Source organism: Streptomyces sp. NPDC056222 (assembly GCF_042264065.1).
GTDB lineage: Bacteria > Actinomycetota > Actinomycetes > Streptomycetales > Streptomycetaceae > Streptomyces.
Genome location: NZ_JBHJTL010000022.1, coordinates 39,233 through 55,847, shown reverse-complemented (window position 1 = coordinate 55,847; position 16,615 = coordinate 39,233). Strand labels below are relative to the sequence as shown.

Annotated in this window: 15 protein-coding genes; 6 read left to right on the top strand and 9 right to left on the bottom strand. The window is 70.9% G+C overall.

Annotated features, from left to right (window positions below; all coding sequences use genetic code 11):
- Positions 1 to 86: 86 nt before the first annotated feature.
- From ACFC0D_RS13495 to ACFC0D_RS13480, 4 genes are all read right to left on the bottom strand, one after another.
- Positions 87 to 2,942 (bottom strand): FtsX-like permease family protein, encoded by a 2,856-nt coding sequence (locus ACFC0D_RS13495; RefSeq protein ID WP_376434366.1) that lies wholly within the window; start codon positions 2,940 to 2,942, stop codon positions 87 to 89.
- Entirely contained in the window at positions 2,939 to 3,673 is a 735-nt protein-coding gene (locus ACFC0D_RS13490; RefSeq protein WP_376434364.1) for an ABC transporter ATP-binding protein, read from the bottom strand. The genes ACFC0D_RS13495 and ACFC0D_RS13490 overlap by 4 nt, the downstream gene beginning before the upstream one ends.
- A gap of 148 nt (positions 3,674 to 3,821) precedes the next feature.
- On the bottom strand, positions 3,822 to 4,517 hold the full coding sequence (locus ACFC0D_RS13485) for a PadR family transcriptional regulator (RefSeq protein ID WP_376434362.1): 696 nt from the start codon (positions 4,515 to 4,517) through the stop codon (positions 3,822 to 3,824).
- A gap of 106 nt (positions 4,518 to 4,623) precedes the next feature.
- Positions 4,624 to 5,004: a hypothetical protein gene (locus tag ACFC0D_RS13480; RefSeq protein WP_376434360.1), complete on the bottom strand. Its 381-nt coding sequence runs from the start codon at positions 5,002 to 5,004 to the stop codon at positions 4,624 to 4,626.
- A gap of 10 nt (positions 5,005 to 5,014) precedes the next feature.
- Here ACFC0D_RS13480 and ACFC0D_RS13475 point away from each other — a divergent pair, with 10 nt between their 5' ends.
- Positions 5,015 to 5,347 carry a hypothetical protein gene (locus ACFC0D_RS13475; protein ID WP_376434358.1) on the top strand — a complete coding sequence of 111 codons (333 nt, stop codon included), beginning with the start codon at positions 5,015 to 5,017 and terminating at the stop codon, positions 5,345 to 5,347.
- 116 nt (positions 5,348 to 5,463) lie between these two features.
- Here ACFC0D_RS13475 and ACFC0D_RS13470 read toward each other — a convergent pair whose 3' ends face one another.
- Positions 5,464 to 7,089 carry a protein kinase gene (locus tag ACFC0D_RS13470; protein WP_376434356.1) on the bottom strand — a complete coding sequence of 542 codons (1,626 nt, stop codon included), beginning with the start codon at positions 7,087 to 7,089 and terminating at the stop codon, positions 5,464 to 5,466.
- A gap of 269 nt (positions 7,090 to 7,358) precedes the next feature.
- On the opposite strand from ACFC0D_RS13470, the gene ACFC0D_RS13465 reads away from it, so the two are divergent.
- Positions 7,359 to 9,014, top strand: a complete 1,656-nt coding sequence (locus tag ACFC0D_RS13465; RefSeq protein ID WP_376434354.1) for a protein kinase — start codon at positions 7,359 to 7,361, stop codon at positions 9,012 to 9,014.
- 15 nt (positions 9,015 to 9,029) lie between these two features.
- Here ACFC0D_RS13465 and ACFC0D_RS13460 read toward each other — a convergent pair whose 3' ends face one another.
- The 3 genes from ACFC0D_RS13460 to ACFC0D_RS13450 form a co-directional block, all read right to left on the bottom strand.
- Positions 9,030 to 10,046: a phosphotransferase gene (locus ACFC0D_RS13460; protein WP_376434352.1), complete on the bottom strand. Its 1,017-nt coding sequence runs from the start codon at positions 10,044 to 10,046 to the stop codon at positions 9,030 to 9,032.
- A gap of 15 nt (positions 10,047 to 10,061) precedes the next feature.
- Positions 10,062 to 10,478, bottom strand: a complete 417-nt coding sequence (locus tag ACFC0D_RS13455) for a pyridoxamine 5'-phosphate oxidase family protein (RefSeq protein ID WP_376434350.1) — start codon at positions 10,476 to 10,478, stop codon at positions 10,062 to 10,064.
- 133 nt (positions 10,479 to 10,611) lie between these two features.
- Positions 10,612 to 11,271 carry a response regulator gene (locus ACFC0D_RS13450; protein WP_376434348.1) on the bottom strand — a complete coding sequence of 220 codons (660 nt, stop codon included), beginning with the start codon at positions 11,269 to 11,271 and terminating at the stop codon, positions 10,612 to 10,614.
- Positions 11,272 to 11,607: 336 nt separating this feature from the next.
- Between ACFC0D_RS13450 and pdhA the strand changes: the two genes are divergently transcribed.
- The 3 genes from pdhA to ACFC0D_RS13435 are packed head-to-tail and all read left to right on the top strand — an operon-like array spanning position 11,608 to position 15,171.
- A complete protein-coding gene (pdhA, locus tag ACFC0D_RS13445) occupies positions 11,608 to 12,774 on the top strand; it encodes a pyruvate dehydrogenase (acetyl-transferring) E1 component subunit alpha (RefSeq protein WP_376434346.1) in 1,167 nt (388 codons plus the stop codon).
- Between the two features lie 2 nt (positions 12,775 to 12,776).
- Positions 12,777 to 13,757: an alpha-ketoacid dehydrogenase subunit beta gene (locus tag ACFC0D_RS13440; protein ID WP_376434344.1), complete on the top strand. Its 981-nt coding sequence runs from the start codon at positions 12,777 to 12,779 to the stop codon at positions 13,755 to 13,757.
- A gap of 31 nt (positions 13,758 to 13,788) precedes the next feature.
- Positions 13,789 to 15,171, top strand: coding sequence for a dihydrolipoamide acetyltransferase family protein (locus tag ACFC0D_RS13435; RefSeq protein WP_376434425.1), 1,383 nt, complete (start codon positions 13,789 to 13,791; stop codon positions 15,169 to 15,171).
- Between the two features lie 80 nt (positions 15,172 to 15,251).
- On the opposite strand, the gene ACFC0D_RS13430 is transcribed toward ACFC0D_RS13435, so the two are convergent.
- On the bottom strand, positions 15,252 to 16,097 hold the full coding sequence (locus ACFC0D_RS13430; protein ID WP_376434342.1) for an SDR family oxidoreductase: 846 nt from the start codon (positions 16,095 to 16,097) through the stop codon (positions 15,252 to 15,254).
- A gap of 101 nt (positions 16,098 to 16,198) precedes the next feature.
- Between ACFC0D_RS13430 and ACFC0D_RS13425 the strand changes: the two genes are divergently transcribed.
- Positions 16,199 to 16,591 carry a winged helix-turn-helix transcriptional regulator gene (locus ACFC0D_RS13425; RefSeq protein WP_376434340.1) on the top strand — a complete coding sequence of 131 codons (393 nt, stop codon included), beginning with the start codon at positions 16,199 to 16,201 and terminating at the stop codon, positions 16,589 to 16,591.
- The last annotated feature ends 24 nt before the right edge of the window (positions 16,592 to 16,615 follow it).

Sequence of the window (16,615 nt, the reverse complement as noted above, 5' to 3'; positions counted from 1 at the left end):
TCTCGCACACGTGCCTCACCACACGGTGTGCCCCCGGAGGAGGGTGATCCACCCTTCTCCGGGGGCACGGGACGGCAACGGTCCGGTCAGATCGCGGCGCGGCGGGCCAGGGCTCCGCGCGAACGGGTGACCAGGGCGGCCAGGAGCGCGGCACCGATCGGCACGAGCACCAGCAGCCCTGTCAGCGTCTCCCAGGGGACGACGATCGGCACGTACGGCGGGGCGTCCACGCCGCCCCAGCCCTCGTCCAGCGCCCGCTCGTAGAACGCCAGCCGCTCGCGTTCCTCGGTGAGCCGCAGCCCCACGGCCGGCAGGACACCGGCCGCCGACCCGAGGATCACACCCATCGCGGCGACCACCCCGCACTGGAAGCCGCTGAGCGTACGGCGGACCCGCGGGGGTGCTCCGACGGCGGAGAGCGTCTTGAGGTCGGCCTCCGCGTCGGCCTGCGCCAGGCCGGTCGCGATACCGGCGGCGCCGATGGTGACGAGACCGGCGAAGACGGCCAGCGAGAGGAGGATGATGCTGCTCTTGCCGACGAAGCCGTCCTCGACGCGCAGCTCGACATCGCTGCCGATCTTGGCGATCTCCCCGTCGAGCTTCTGGCGCTGCTCGCTGGTCGGCATCGTGTCGGTGGAGAACAGCGAGCCCAGCGGGGCCGTGCTGAGGCCGGCGGCCTTGGCGGCGGCGGGGGTGAGGAGCGCCTGGACGCCGTACGAGTTCTTCTCGCCGGGTACCAGGTAGGCGGGAAGCGACTTGATCTCGCCCGGGACGGGCTTGCCGGCCTGCTCGGCCTCGCTCGCCTTCATGGTGTCGGCGATCAGCTTGACGGAGATCTTTCCGCCCTCATCGACCTGGGGCTTGGAGAAGGAAACGATTTTGCCCTCGGCCAGGGCCTTCTCGGCTCCCGAATCGTCGATTCCGAGGACCTTCAGGACCTTGGCGTCGCCGATCGTCAGCCCGCCCTCGACGTAGATGCCGCCGTCGTTGCTCGACTTGCAACGCCAGTCCTCGGCGAGCTTGCGCCGCTGTTCCTTGGTGAACTTCTCCGAAGGGTCCTCGCCGTTCTCGGAGGTCCACAGCGGGCACTCGTTGGCCTTCGGGATGACGATCTCGGACCTGCCGCAGCCCGGGGAGTCCATGAAGGGCTGGCAGTTGGGCTTGCCGACCTGAACACGGTCGACATCCGCGCGGACGTCGACGGGCAGGTGGCGCTGGACGGCATCGCGGACCGCCGGGACGTCCCGGCCGCCGTCCTCCATGACGAGGGCGGAGACCGCGCCGTGCGGCAGGCTCGCCCGGTACTCGGCCCGCTCCTGGGCGTCGGAGCTGGCCGTGTACGTGGAGACGGCGACGGTTCCGGCGACGGCGGCGAGCACGGCGGCGACGGCGGGTGCCGTACGCCCCCGGTTGCGCACGGCGTCCCGCAGGGCGAGGCGCGGCGACAGGGGCAGCCAGCGGCCGGTCCGGCCGAAGAGACCCACGAGGGCGGGGGTCATGGCGACCACGCCCAGCTCGGCGATGGCGCTGCCGCCCGCGACGATGACGAACTGGTCGGAGATCACCGATCCGTAGAGTGCGATCGCCGCGCCCAGGAGCAGGGCGCCCAGGCCGACCAGCGGCAGCACACGGCTGCTGCGGCGGACACCGCGACGGCCGGTGAGCGAGGCCAGGACGGTCTGCCGGGAGGCGGTGACGGCCGGGACGATCGCGGCCAGGACGCCGGTCAGAACGGCGAGCAACGCGATGGCGAGCAGTTCCAGGGGGCGTATGTCGAAGCTGCCGAAACGCTGCCCGAACGAGTCCTCGAGGACCGGCTGGAGGGCGAAGGTCAGAATCAGCGCGAGGACCGTGCCGGTGACGGCGGCGGCGACACCGATGACGAGACCGCCGCCCAGGACGATGGCCCGGATGTGGCGCCGGTCGCCTCCGTTGGCGCCGACGAGCCCCAGCTGACGGCGCGAGCGGCGCGCGCCGACGGCGAACGCGGGTCCGGCCAACAGACAGATCTCCAGCATCGCGAGGCCGACGACCGTGCCGACCGCGGCGAGTTCGGCGGCCTGGGCGCCCGCGCTGGACTCGTAGTTGCCCCAGCCCTCCCTCTGGTACAGCGGGACCTCGGAGTCGGCGGGCGGGTCGAGGAGCACGGCGCGCGAGACGACGGCGACACCCTTGGTGTTGATCTGCTGCACGGTGTTCCACGTGAAACCACCGGGGGCCTTCACCAGGTGCGTGGTCTCGACGCCACCCCGGGTCATACCGGCCTTCTCGGCCACCTTCGAGTACGGGGCGAGGAAGGCACCGGGCAGAGCGTTGACCTGGTCGGCCTTCAGATCGTTGGGGAGCTCGTAGGAGCCGACGATCCGGTAGGTCCTGTCGTAGCCGCGCGCGGACAGGGTCGAACCGATCGACAGGCCGCTGCTCTCCAGGAAGTGCGTGGTCGCGGCGAACTCGTCCGCCTTCTCGGGGAAGCGTCCCTCCTGGAGGGACATGATGCCCTTGGCGATCGGGTCGGCGGCCTTGAGCTCACGGATCTCGGTCTGGAGCAGTCCGTGGACGGTGGTGAGCTTCGCGTTTCCGGAGCTGTCCGTCAGGACGGTGGATCCGGCCGGGAAGGTCTTGGTGACGTCGGTGGTGCCGGTGGGCCACATCTTGTCGCCGTAGTCCTGCGCCGGCGTGCTCATCTCGCCGTCCGGCGACTGGAGGATCGGCACGCCCGCCACGGCGGCGTCGGTGAACCGGGCGTCGGCGGCGCCGATCGTCCGGTCCAGGCTCTCCTCGGTGGACAACTCGGAGCTGCGGAAGGTCAGATCGGCGGCGCTGACACCCAGGATGGGCAGGGCGATCATGGCGAGGACCAGGAAGCTGCGGCCCTTGTAGCGCCAGGCGTCGCGGCGGGCTATACGGATCGCGGCGCGCCAGGAGTGGAACCAGTTGTTCACCGCTCGGCCGCCTGGCCCGAGAGGAGCGAGTCGGCCTCGCTGCGGACGGTCTGGTCGACGACGGCGCCGTCCCGCAGGAAGACGACGCGGTCGGCCCAGGCGGCGAACCGCGGCTCGTGGGTGACGAGCACGCCCGCGGCGCCGGCGTCGCAGCGCGAGCGCAGCAGGGCGAGGACGGACTCTCCGGTCTCGGAGTCCAGGGCGCCGGTGGGCTCGTCGGCCAGGACGAGGCGACGGTCGCCGACGAGGGCGCGGGCGATGGCCACACGCTGCTGCTGGCCACCGGACATCTCGTCGGGGAAGCGGTCGGCGAGGTGACCCAGGTCCATCTCCTCGAGCGCGGCGAGGGCCTCGCCACGCGCCTTGCGTGCCGAGGTGCCGTCCAGCTCGCGGGGCAGGGCGACGTTCTCGGCGGCCGTGAGGGCGGGGATCAGGTTGTAGTCCTGGAAGACGTATCCGATGCTGCGGCGGCGCAGGGCCGCGAGGGCCTTGCGGCCGGCGGTGGTGATGTCGGTGTTCTCGACGATCACCCGGCCGGAGGTGGGGGTGTCGAGACCGCCCGCGATGGTGAGCAGGGTGGACTTTCCGGAGCCGGACGGGCCCATGACGGCGACGAGTTCACCGGGGAAGACATCGAGGTCGATGCCGCGCAGGGCGTGCACCTCGGTCTCGCCGGAGCCGTGGACACGGGTCAGGTTCTGCAGTTGCAGCACGGGCTGCTGTGTGGACATGGAGGGGTCCCCCTTGGGCGTACGCCGACGGACGGTCGTGTGACGTGCGGTCACGCGCGGTCGCGTGCGGTGTCGTACGGAGCGGTTGGTCTCGTACGGAGCGGTTGAGGTGGTGGTGCGTGTGCGGTGCGGTGTGCGGGCCGCGGTTTCAGCGCAGCGGTGACCGGCGGGCGTCCCGGGAGGACGTGACGGCGGAGTCGGGCGGCCGTGCCTCACCGGCGTCGGAGTCGGTACCCGAGCCGGTACCGGGTCCGGTGTCGGGGCCCGATCGGTCGGAGAGGCCGGTGGTGCCGACGGCGGCCGTCGAGAGCCGGATCAGCCGGGCCTCGCAGTGGTCCAGCCAGCGGGCCTCGGCCTCGGTCTGGAAGATCAGCTGCTCCAGGACGAGGAGCCAGGCCACGTCGTCGCGTTCCCGGGACTCGCCGCTCTCGAGGGCGGCGAGTGCCTGGGCCTTGAGCCGGGTGTAGTCCTGCATCGCCTTCACGGTGTGGCGGCGCTGGGACTGGATGACGGCGCGGATGTCGACCCCGGGCGCCCCGACGGCCATGGCGAGCTTGATGGCGAGCTCGTCGCGGGCCGGGCTGGTGCGGTCCACGGGCTTCGCGAACCAGTTCTTGAGCTCTTCGCGACCGCTGTCGGTGATCGCGTAGAGCGCATGGCCGGCGTCGTCCTCGCCGCCCTGCGCGACCATGCCGTCCCGTTCGAGACGGTTGAGGGTCGTGTAGACCTGGCCGACGTTCAGAGGCCAGGTGGAGCCTGTGCGTGACTCGAACTCCGTGCGGAGCTGCGAGCCGTAGCGAGGCCCGCGTTCGAGGAGGGCGAGCAGCCCGTGGCGGATCGACATACTCAGTATGTATACCGGGTATGCCCAAGACGACAAGCGACCTGAGACGGAACCTCCGGGTCCGACTCAAGGGGGACGAGGCACGGCCGGGCGGGGTGCGGGCCGCTCAGCGGCGGCGCATCCGAACCCCGAGGAAACCGATCCCGAGCCCCACCATCGCGAGCCCCGCGCCGAGGGTCAGGACGGGAATCTGCCGGTCAGCGGTGGTGGCGGTGGCGCGGGGACTGAGCCGGGGAGCCGCGGCGGGCGCGGACGCGGGCGGGGGCGTGTCGGTCGTGGACTCCGTCTCGGGTACCGCTTCGAGTCCGTCGTCCGACCCGTCCTCCTCCTCGGGAGACTCGTCGGCTGTTGCCGTTTTGGTACGTGAGGGCTCCTCCGGCCCGGGGGAGGAGCTCGATTCCTGGGGCGGGACGGGCCGGCCGGGCCGCTCGCGCCCCTCCGCGGCAGGCCGCCCCGCCATGGAACCGGCCGGGGCGGGCTCGCCCATGTAGGAGGGCGTGGGCCGCCCCGAGGTGGGCACGGCGGGAGGGCCGGGAGGCCCGGAGACGCCACCGTTCGTGGCGGCAGGCCGCGGGCGGGGCGCGGCGGAGGAGGAGGGCGAGGGAGAGGTCGTCCGGGACGGCGTGGCCGCCGAGGTCGACGACGTCGGCACCGAGGGTGACGCGGCCGGTTTCGAGGGAGCGGCGGTCGACGACGAGGGTCTCGGGTCCGCCGTCGGCCCTCTCTCCGCCCCGTACGCGACCGGTACGGCACCCACCACCAGCCAGCACACGACCACCGGGCCGATGGCCCGTGTCCGCGTACCGCGGAGTCCTGGAGTCACCGGGTGACCCCCTCCCGTACCGAGCCGCCGAGTTTCAACTCAGCGTCACATGTCGGGACACATCCGGCATCCCGGACGGGAGGAGGGAGTGAGAGCCCTGCTCAGAGGGCTCTCGGCGTACGGCTACTGCGGCGGGTTGCCCGTCGAGACCTTGAGCGTGAACTCGGCGCCGTCCTTGCTGACGTCCTCACCGATCGGCGGGTACTGCTCCAGGACCGTGCCGTCGCCGTAGGTGTTCTCGTCCACCGGCGTCTGCGTCTTGATCTGCCAGCCCGCGGCCTGGATACAGGCCTTCACCGACTGGATGTTCTTGTACGTGAAGTTCGGGACCTCGAACTTGTCCGGGTCGTCGCTCGACTCGGTCGGCTCCGTGCACTTCTTCGTCTCGATGGTCTTCGAGAGGTCCGGCTCCTTGTATCCGGGGGCCTGCGACTGGCTCGTGTTCTGGTTGTCGCCCCCGTTCTTCTCCGAGTCGTCCTTGTTGAGGTTGATCGCCGTGATCACGCCGCCGATCGCCACCAGCGCCACGACGATCGCACCCACGAGCACCGGCATGTTCCGCCGGGAGCCGGAGCCGCCGCCCGTGGTGACCGACGTCTGCTGATGCGCCTGCGGCGCCATCGTGTACGGCCCGGGAGCGGGCGTCTGGTACGCCGGGGCGGGCGTCGGGGCCTGCTGCGGGTACCCGTAGGACGGGGCCGGCGTCGGCGGGCCGTACGGGCCCGGCTGCGGCGTCGGGGGCTGGTACGGCTGCTGGACGCCGTGCACCGAGGGCGGCGGGGTCTGGCCGACCGGCGGGAAGACCGCCGAACCCACGCCCGAACCGCTGCTGACCTGACCACCGGCCACGATCACCGGCGCGCCCGTCTGCCCCGCCGACAGCACGCGAAGGCACTCGTCCTGCATCGCGGCCGCGCTCGGGAAGCGCTCGTTCGGGTTCTTCTTCAGCGCGCGGGCGACGAGCGCGTCCATCGCCGGCGTCACCGAGCGGTTGATGGAGGACGGCGCGACCGGCTCCTCCTGGACGTGCGCGTACGCGATGGCGAGCGGCGAGTCCGCGTCGAACGGAAGACGGCCCGTCAGCAACTGGAAGAGCATGATGCCGACCGAATAAAGATCGGAGCGGGCGTCCACACCGCGACCCAGGGCCTGCTCGGGGGAGAGGTACTGAGGAGTACCGACGACCATGCCGGTCTGCGTCATCGAGGTGACACCGGACTGCATGGCCCGCGCGATGCCGAAGTCCATGACCTTGACGACGCCGCGCTTGGTCATCATCACGTTGCCGGGCTTGATGTCCCGGTGGACCAGGCCCATTTCATGGCTGGTCTCCAGCGCGGCCAGCACGTCGGCCGTCACCTTCAGCGCCTTGTCGGCCGGCATCGCGCCGAACTGCCGTACGTCGGAGGCGAGGACCGAGCCGAGCGGCTGCCCCTCCACGTACTCCATGACGATGTACGGCATGACGGCGCCGTCGAGGGTGTCCTCGCCGGTGTCGAAGACCGAGACGATGTTGGTGTGCGACAGCTTCGCGACCGCCTGCGCCTCGCGCCGGAACCGCTCGCGGAACGACTGTTCCCGGCCGAGTTCCGAGTGCAGGGTCTTGATGGCCACCTGCCGGTCGAGCGCGCTGTCGTAGGCCAGGTAGACGGAGGCCATACCGCCCTCGCCGAGCAGGTCGCGAAGCTGGTACCGGCCGTTCGCGACCGAACCGCCCGCATAGCGGCCCTGTGCGCCGTCCTGGCTCATTCGTGCTCCCCCTACGCGCGCGTGGCGGCGCTGATCGGAATTTCCTGGCCAAGTCTGCCCCAGGGCAACGACACGTCAAGCCAGGTGCCCGTTCCGTGACACTCCGCGTGAGAAGCGTCTCGCAAGCGTTACAGGAACCGCCTGGAATTTGCACAGGCGTACGCGGAAGGGGTTGGATGACCGGTCCATCTCGAACCGTGGTGTCGGACGAAGCCTGTAGCGTGACGGCGGTACGGCATTGCACGGCAGACATACGACGGCGAGGACTGATGGCACCCGAATCCGAAGCAGGCGGCGGCGGCCTGTCGGGCGCCGCCGCCGAGTCCTGGGGCGTCGGCGGAGTGGTCGGTGACGGACGGTACCGGCTGACGCACCGTCTCGGACGAGGCGGCATGGCCGAGGTGTTCGCCGCCGAGGACGTCCGCCTGGGCCGCACGGTCGCCGTGAAGCTGCTCCGCTCCGACCTCGCCGAGGACCCGGTCTCCAAGGCCCGCTTCACCCGTGAGGCGCAGTCGGTCGCCGGGCTCAACCACCATGCGATCGTGGCGGTGTACGACTCCGGCGAGGACGTCGTAAACAACCACTCCGTGCCGTACATCGTGATGGAGCTGGTCGAGGGCCGCACCATCCGCGACCTGCTGATCAGCGCCGAGGCGCCGGGTCCCGAGCAGGCCCTGATCATCGTCTCCGGCGTGCTCGAGGCGCTCGCGTACTCGCACCAGCACGGCATCGTGCACCGGGACATCAAGCCCGCGAACGTCATCATCACGCACACCGGCGCCGTGAAGGTCATGGACTTCGGCATCGCGCGCGCCCTGCACGGCGCGCAGTCGACGATGACCCAGACCGGCATGGTCATGGGCACGCCGCAGTACCTCTCCCCCGAACAGGCGCTCGGAAAGGCCGTGGACCACAGGTCCGACCTGTACGCCACGGGCTGTCTGCTCTACGAACTCCTCGCTCTGCGGCCTCCCTTCACCGGCGAGACACCGTTGTCGGTGGTCTACCAGCACGTGCAGGACGCGCCGATCCCGCCGTCCGAGGTCGCCCACGGGGCGCCGCCGGAGCTCGACGGACTCGTGATGCGGTCGCTCGCGAAGGACCCGGACGACCGGTTCCAGAGCGCCGAGGAGATGCGCGGGCTGATCCAGTACGGCCTGCAGATGCTCCAGCAGGCGGGCGGTCACACCGGCACGTGGAACACGGGCCCGGTGGAGGTGCACGAGGGCGGCCACACGCCGGTCGGCGGCGTCGCGGCGACGACCGCGATGGGGCACCCGATGCACCACGAGACGTCGCAGCGCCCGATCCTGCCGCCGATGAACCCGGACGACGGCGGATACGACGGCGGCGGCCACGGTGGCTACGGGCAGGACGGCTACGGGCACCAGGGCGGCGGCAAGAGCGGTCGGGGCAAGGTACTGCTCTTCGTGGCGCTCGCGATGATCGCGATCGTGGCCGGTGTCGTGTACGCGCTCGACAAGGCCGGTGAGAAGGGCGGCGGTACGAACAAGCCGCCGGCCGTCACCGACTCGCCGTCCACGTCCCAGGAACCGTCGACGCCTTCGCAGGAGACGCCGACGCAGGAGACCGAGGAGCCGGACACCTCCACGGGCGGCAACCAGCAGCCCTGGACGCCGTCCTACAAGCCCTCGTACAAGCCGTCGACGCCGGCCACGCCGACGGGCGAACCGTCGACGGAGCCCACGGGCACGACCGACGGGGGCACGGACACCGAGGGCACGACGGAGGGCACCACCGAGGGGACCACGGAGGGCACCACCGAGGGGACCACCGAGGGCACCACGGACGGCAGCACCAACTCGGGTACGTCGCAGGGCAATACGAACACGGGCACGTCGCAGGGCAACACCAACACGGGCACGTCGCAGGGCACGACACTCGGTACGACCGCGGGCACCTGACCCGTTTGGTGAGACTCACCCCGTGAACGCGTCGCGTACCGCCTCGTACTCGCGGGTCCACCACACCGCCAGGGCCGACGCCGCAGGAAACTGCGGGTCGGCCCTTCGGTCGTGGAGCTGGTAGCGCCAGCGCAGTATCCAGAAGTCGTTGAGCCGTTCCCACCACACGCGGTGCACCGCGGACGCCAGTTCCGCCCCGTCCGCGCCGGCCGCCCGCCGGTAGGCCCGCGCGTACGCCCGCACCTTCTCCAGGGCCAGCTCGCCCGCCGGCCGTACGAAGAAGATGGCGGCGGCCCTGACCGCCTCCTCCGCCCGTGGCTGGACGCCCAGGCGGTCCCAGTCGACGATCGCGGCCGGCTCCGCGCCCCGGTAGAGCAGGTTCAGCGGGTGGAAGTCGCCGTGCACCCAGCCGGCCGCCGCGGCGGCCGGGGGACGGCGGTGGGCGTGCTCGGCGAGGAGCACGCGGCGCTCGAGCAGCCGGTGCTCGGCGAGCGCGTCGAAGCCGGTGCGGGGGTGGCGGGCGCGGGAGAGCCGGAGCAGTTCGTCGATGAGCCGGAAGGTGTCCTCGGGGCGGGCGCTCTCGTGCTCCGCGCCGGGCGGCGGGGACTCCATCACCTGCTCCAGGCAGGTGTGGACGTGCCCGAGGAGCGCTCCCAGGCGCCTCGATCCGCCGGTGGAGAGCTGGGCGCCGTCGCGATGGCGGCCGTCGATCCAGGGGTGGAGGGCGTAGCAGCGGCCGCCGATGACGGCGACGGTGCGGCCGGCGGAGTCGGCGAGCGGCGGGGCGACGGGAAGCCCGAGGGCGTGCAGGCGCTGAGTGGCGCGGTGCTGGCGGCTGATGGTGTCCCGGTCGGCGGTGGGGGCGTCGAGGTGCTGCTTGAGGAAGTAGGCGCCCCGGGTGGTGGCGAGGCGGTAGCCGCGGTTGAGGAGGCCCTGGGTGACGGGTTCGCAGGAGAGCGGCTCACCGGCCTCGTGGTAGCGGCGCAGCAGGGCGCCGACGGGCGGAGTGAGCGTTTCAGATGAGCGCGGCACTCCCCAGATGTTAGATCACGCTACGTGGTGGAGATGTCGCTCCATGGTGTAGTCCAGTTCGTGCAGGGTCACGAACTGGGGCTCGATGCGCATGTAGACCGGCTCGAAGGGTTCGCCGTCCACGACCTGGGGTGCGGCGCCGAAGGCCGCCAGCTGCTCCTCGGTCGGCTCGACGACCTCTGCGGTGCCGGTGAACTGCACGGACCACAGGTTCTCGGCACCCGAGTTGAAGTTGTCCGCGCCGTAGGCGACGACGCTGCCGGCGCAGGCCCGGTGGTAGCCGAGGCCCCGGTGCATCCGGAGCAGGACACCGCCGTCGTCCACGATGTGCCGGGCGGGTGCGACGAACGGCATCGCGCGCATACTCGTCGCCACCCGGCCGTACGACACGCCGTTCAGCAGCTCGATGGCGCGAATCTCGTCGGTGGACATGGCTTCCACTCTCCGCCACCGCCACCGTGCGGGAACAGGGGCCCCCGCCCCGGTCGGGCCGGGACGTAAGTCCCGAATCCCCACCGCCGGTCCGGGCCGGTCCGTCCGGGTGACCCGGGTCGGCGGGTGGGTGTCAGTGGCGCTCCGCCTGCAGCCTGGCGACGTAGGCCGCGGCCTGCGAGCGCCGCTCCATACCCAGCTTCGACAGCAGGCTGGAAACGTAGTTCTTGATGGTCTTCTCCGCCAGGTGGAGCCGCTCGCCGATGGCCCGGTTGGTCAGACCCTCGCCGATCAGGTCCAGGATCTTGCGCTCCTGATCCGTCAGGTTGGCGAGCTTGTCGTCACCCTTCGGATTGTTTCCGTCGCGTAGCCGTTCCAGGACGCGGGCGGTCGCGACCGGGTCCAGCAGGGATTTGCCGGCCGCCACGTCCCGCACGGCCGACAGCAGTTCATTGCCGCGGATGGCCTTGAGGACATATCCCGAGGCCCCGGCCATGATCGCGTCGAAAAGTGCCTCGTCGTCGGCGTACGAGGTCAGCATCAGGCACTTGATGTTCTCGTTCTGCGAACGGACCTCGCGACAGACCTCGACACCGCTGCCGTCCGGAAGCCGGACGTCGAGCACGGCCACGTCGGGGCGGGTCGCAGGGATCCTGACCAGCGCATCCGCCGCCGTACCGGCCTCGCCGACCACGTCGATGTCGTCCTCCACGGAGAGCAGCTCGTGGACGCCGCGCCGGACGACTTCGTGGTCGTCCAACAGAAATACCCGGATTTTTCCATCTTCGCGCACGCAGCCAGTCTCACATATTGGCTCTTCCCGCGCCCGGGGTGCCCGGGATAACGTGCCGGTGTTCCGGCGGCCTGCGAGGCTGTTGGCAGTGCGCTGACCAGCTGCGTTCCCGCGTTTCTCGATTTACTTGGAAATCCAAGCAAAATCGCAGGTCAAATGGGGTTTCGCAGGAATGCGACGCACTGGGTAACGTGCCTATGACAGGGCGCTCGCCGGGGCACCTGTCACGCCCGACCCCGGCCGAGTCGCACCCACCCCGTGCGCGGGCACGGACAAGGCGAGCCGCACTGGCCTACCCGGCAACCCCGGGGGCCGGACCGACGGAGGAGCACGCACGTGACCGTGGAAAGCACTGCCGCGCGCAAGACGACGCGACGCAGCAGCGGCACCAAGCGCACCGCTAGCGCGAGCGTCAAGAAGAGCCAGGCCACCGAGCCCGAGCTCGTTCAGCTGCTGACGCCCGAAGGGGAGCGAGTCCAGCACCCCGACTACGACATCGACCTGAGCGCCGACGAGCTGCGCGGCCTCTACCGGGACATGGTCCTCAGCCGCCGCTTCGATGCCGAGGCCACCGCCCTGCAGCGCCAGGGCGAGCTGGGCCTGTGGGCCTCGCTGCTCGGCCAGGAGGCCGCCCAGATCGGCTCCGGCCGCGCCCTGCGCGACGACGACTACGTGTTCCCCACTTACCGTGAGCACGCCGTCGCATGGTGCCGCGGGGTCGACCCCACCAACCTGCTCGGCATGTTCCGAGGTGTGAACAACGGTGGCTGGGACCCCAACACCAACAATTTCCATCTGTACACGATCGTCCTCGGCTCGCAGACCCTGCACGCCACCGGCTACGCCATGGGCATCACCAGGGACGGCGCGGACTCCGCCGTGATCGCGTACTTCGGCGACGGCGCGTCCAGCCAGGGCGACGTCAACGAGTCGTTCGTCTTCTCCGCGGTCTACAACGCCCCGGTCGTGTTCTTCTGCCAGAACAACCAGTGGGCCATCTCCGAGCCCATCGAGAAGCAGACCCGCGTCCCGCTCTACCAGCGCGCGCAGGGCTTCGGCTTCCCCGGCGTCCGCGTCGACGGCAACGACGTCCTCGCGTGCCTGGCCGTGACCCGGTCCGCGCTGGAGCGCGCCCGCCGCGGCGAGGGCCCGACGCTCATCGAGGCGTACACCTACCGGATGGCCGCCCACACCACCTCCGACGACCCGACCCGCTACCGCCGGGACGCGGAGCGCGAGGAGTGGGAGGCCAAGGACCCGATCCAGCGCCTCAAGACGTACATGGAGAACGAGGGCCACGCCGACGCGGCCTTCTTCGAGGAGCTGGAGAGCGAGAGCGAGGCGCTCGGCAAGCACGTCCGCGAGGTCGTCCGCGCCATGCCCGTCCCGGAGCACATGGCGATCTTCGACAACGTGTACGCGGACGGGCACGCGCTCGTCGACGAGGAGCGCGCGCAGTTCGCCGCCTACCAGGCGTCCTTCGAGGGCGGAGAGGCCGAGTAATCATGGCTGTTCAGAAGCTTCCCCTTGCGAAGGCGCTCAACGAGTCGCTGCGCAAGGCCCTGGAGACCGACCCCAAGGTCCTCGTCATGGGCCTGGACGTCGGCAAGCTCGGCGGTGTCTTCCGGATCACCGACGGACTGCAGAAGGACTTCGGCGAGGACCGGGTCATCGACACCCCGCTGGCCGAGTCCGGCATCGTCGGCACCGCGATCGGTCTCGCGCTGCGCGGCTACCGGCCGGTCGTGGAGATCCAGTTCGACGGCTTCGTCTTCCCGGCGTACGACCAGATCGTGTCCCAGCTGGCGAAGATGCGGGCCCGTTCGCTCGGCACGGTGAAGATGCCGATCGTCATCCGCATCCCGTACGGCGGTGGCATCGGCGCCGTCGAGCACCACTCCGAGTCCCCCGAGACGCTCTTCGCGCACGTCGCGGGCCTGAAGGTGGTCACCCCGGCGAACTCCTCCGACGCCTACTGGATGCTCCAGCAGGCGATCCAGAGCGACGACCCGGTCATCTTCTTCGAGCCCAAGCGCCGCTACTGGGACAAGGGCGAGGTCAACACCGAGGCCATCCCGGGCGAGCTGCACAAGGCGCGCGTGGCCCTGGAGGGCAGCGACCTCACGCTCGCCGCGTACGGCCCGATGGTGAAGACCTGCCTGGAGGTGGCCGCCGCCGCCGCCGAGGAGGGCAAGTCGGTGGAGGTCCTGGACCTGCGCTCGATCTCCCCGCTCGACTTCGACACCATCCAGAGCTCGGTCGAGAAGACCCGCCGCCTGGTCGTGGTCCACGAGGCCCCGGTGTTCTTCGGCTCCGGCGCGGAGATCGCCGCCCGGATCACCGAGCGCTGCTTCTACCACCTGGAGGCCCCCGTCCTGCGGGTCGGCGGCTACCACGCGCCGTATCCGCCGGCGCGCCTGGAGGAGGAGTACCTGCCGGGCCTGGACCGCGTGCTCGACGCCGTCGACCGCTCGCTGGCGTACTGAGGAGAGCATCGTGACGATCCGCGAATTCAAGATGCCCGACGTGGGCGAGGGCCTCACCGAGGCCGAGATCCTCAAGTGGTACGTCCAGCCCGGTGACACGGTCGCCGACGGTCAGGTCGTCTGCGAGGTCGAGACGGCGAAGGCGGCCGTCGAGCTGCCGAGCCCCTTCGACGGAGTGGTCCACGAGCTGCTCTTCCCCGAGGGGACGACGGTCGACGTCGGCCAGGTGATCATCTCGGTGAACGTGGGCGGGGACGCTCCGGCGGAGCCCCCGGCCGCGCCCGCCGCCCCTCCGGCGCCCGCAGCACCCGCCCCCGCGGCGGAGGAGCCCGAGCCGCAGGGCCGCCAGCCGGTCCTCGTCGGTTACGGCGTCGCCGCGACCTCCACCAAGCGCCGCCCGCGCAAGGGAGCCACGGCGGCCGCCGCCGCGGTGCCCGAGCAGGCCGCCGCCGCGATCCAGGGCGAGCTCAACGGGCACGGCGGTGTCGCCACCGCCGCCCGGCCGCTGGCCAAGCCGCCGGTGCGCAAGCTCGCCAAGGACCTCGGCGTCGACCTCACCACGGTCGTCCCGACCGGTCCGGACGGGATCATCACCCGCGAGGACGTCCACGCGGCCGCCGCTCCGGCGGTCGAGGCCCCGGCCCCCGTGGTCGAGGCGCCCGCGCCCGTCTCCGCCCCCGCCGCCGTCCCGGCTCCCGCCGTGTCGGCGGACGCCCGGGAGACCCGTATCCCCATCAAGGGCGTACGGAAGGCCACGGCGGCGGCGATGGTCGGCTCGGCCTTCACCGCGCCGCACGTCACCGAGTTCGTCACCTTCGACATCACGCGCACGATGAAGCTGGTCGAGGAGCTCAAGTCCGACAAGGACATGGCGGGCCTGCGGGTCAACCCGCTCCTCCTCATCGCCAAGGCCGTCCTGGTCGCCGCCAAGCGGAACCCGGACATCAACGCGGCCTGGGACGAGGCGAACCAGGAGATCGTGCTCAAGCACTACGTCAACCTGGGCATCGCCGCGGCCACCCCGCGCGGTCTGATCGTGCCGAACATCAAGGACGCGCACGCCCAGACCCTCCCGGAGCTGTCGAAGTCCCTGAGCGAGCTGGTCGCCACCGCCCGCGAGGGCAAGACCACCCCGGCGGCGATGCAGGGCGGCACCTTCACCATCACCAACGTCGGCGTCTTCGGCGTCGACACCGGTACGCCCATCCTCAACCCGGGCGAGTCCGCGATCCTCGCGGTCGGTGCGATCAAGCTCCAGCCCTGGGTCCACAAGGGCAAGGTGAAGCCGCGTCAGGTCACCACGCTGGCCCTGTCGTTCGACCACCGTCTGGTCGACGGCGAGCTCGGCTCCAAGTTCCTGGCGGACATCGCCGCGATCCTGGAGCAGCCGAAGCGACTCATCACCTGGTCGTAACGGACCGCGCACACTGCGCTGTTTCACGTGAAACGCCCGACCGGCCTGCCGGTCGGGCGTTTGGCTTCCCTGGGCGAGAGCTACCGGAACGCGGCGACGTAGCGCTGCGCCCAAGCGGCGAAGGTTCGCGGCGTACGGCCCAGCACCTGTTCGACGTGCGGGCTGACGCGCTGCTCGGCGGGGTTGGGCTCGCCGAGGATGGTCAGCGTCGTCTCGACCACGGGCTCGGGCATGAAGTGCAGCATCTGCGCCCGGGCCTCCTCCCGGTTCTGCTCCACGAACCGGACGGGCTCGCCGAGGGCGATCGAGATCGCCTCGGCCCGTTCCCGGGGCGTGCTGAGGGCGGGACCGGTCAGCTCGTAGATCTGCCCGTCATGGCCGTCCTCCCGTAGGGCCGCGGCACCGACCTCGGCGATGTCGTCCGGGTCGATGACCGGCAGGCCGGTGTCCGCGAAGGGTGCGGCGATCTCCCTGCGGGTACGGACCGACTCGACCCAGGCGAAGGCGTTGGAGGCGAAGCCACCGGGCCGCAGGACCGTCCACTCCAGGCCGGACGCCCGGACGGCGTCCTCGATGGCGCGTCCCGTGTCCCCGTGGGAGGCCGACTCCGGCCGTGTCGCGACGCCCTGGGAGGACAGCAGGACGACCCGTCGGATGCCGCCGGCTTTCGCGGCGTCGAGGATGGCGTGCGGATGGAGCTGATGCGCGCTGGGGCCGCCGCTCTGCAGGAACAGCGCGTCGGCGCCGTCGAAGACGGGCCGCAGGCTCTCCGCCTCGATCAGATCCGACCGCACATGCCGGACGTTCGGCGGCACATCCGTCTCCGAGATCCCCCGGGACGTCGCGGTCACCTGTTCGCCGGCCGCCGCGAGTACCCGTACGAGCGATCGGCCGACGTTACCCGTCGCCCCCGTCACAACGATCATCGTGAACTCCCCTGTCGTTCCACTTGGTTGACGTCGAGGACGCTAACAGCCTCGGTATAGTAGGTACCTAGAGGAAAGCGACTATGCCCGAGGGGGCGCGCATGGCTACCGAGACGATGCGGACGGCTTCGGCGGACACCGACCCGGAGCTCGCCTGCCCGGTCGCTCCCGTGGTGGACATCGTCTTCAGCCGATGGACCACGCCGATCCTGTGGACCCTCAACGCCCGTGGCCGGCAACGGTTCGTGGAGCTGGAGCGGGCGATCGGCAGGATCACGCCCAAGGTGCTGACTCAGCGGCTGCGTCAGCTGGAGCGCGACGGCCTGGTCGTCCGGACGTACCACCCGGAGGTGCCGCCCCGGGTGGAGTACGAGATCAGCGAACTCGGCCGCAGCCTCGCCCCGCTCTTCGCCCACCTGGCCGAATGGGCAGCCGACAACCTGGACAAGGTCGACGAGGCCCGCCAGGCCTACGACGCCGATCCGGCCCACTAGAACCCCGCCCCGTCCGTATCGCGG

What these genes read in the sequence shown, in the direction of transcription:
- ACFC0D_RS13485 (WP_376434362.1), bottom strand. Translation starts at nt 4,517, where the DNA reads ATGTCGATCCGCCACGGGCTGCTCGCCCTCCTCGAACGCGGGCCTCGC.
- ACFC0D_RS13465 (WP_376434354.1), top strand. Translation starts at nt 7,359, where the DNA reads ATGGCACCCGAATCCGAAGCAGGCGGCGGCGGCCTGTCGGGCGCCGCC.
- ACFC0D_RS13435 (WP_376434425.1), top strand. Translation starts at nt 13,789, where the DNA reads ATGCCCGACGTGGGCGAGGGCCTCACCGAGGCCGAGATCCTCAAGTGG.
- ACFC0D_RS13430 (WP_376434342.1), bottom strand. Translation starts at nt 16,097, where the DNA reads ATGATCGTTGTGACGGGGGCGACGGGTAACGTCGGCCGATCGCTCGTA.
- ACFC0D_RS13480 (WP_376434360.1), bottom strand. Translation starts at nt 5,004, where the DNA reads ATGGGCGAGCCCGCCCCGGCCGGTTCCATGGCGGGGCGGCCTGCCGCG.
- ACFC0D_RS13455 (WP_376434350.1), bottom strand. Translation starts at nt 10,478, where the DNA reads ATGTCCACCGACGAGATTCGCGCCATCGAGCTGCTGAACGGCGTGTCG.
- ACFC0D_RS13440 (WP_376434344.1), top strand. Translation starts at nt 12,777, where the DNA reads ATGGCTGTTCAGAAGCTTCCCCTTGCGAAGGCGCTCAACGAGTCGCTG.
- ACFC0D_RS13425 (WP_376434340.1), top strand. Translation starts at nt 16,199, where the DNA reads ATGGCTACCGAGACGATGCGGACGGCTTCGGCGGACACCGACCCGGAG.
- ACFC0D_RS13490 (WP_376434364.1), bottom strand. Translation starts at nt 3,673, where the DNA reads ATGTCCACACAGCAGCCCGTGCTGCAACTGCAGAACCTGACCCGTGTC.
- ACFC0D_RS13470 (WP_376434356.1), bottom strand. Translation starts at nt 7,089, where the DNA reads ATGAGCCAGGACGGCGCACAGGGCCGCTATGCGGGCGGTTCGGTCGCG.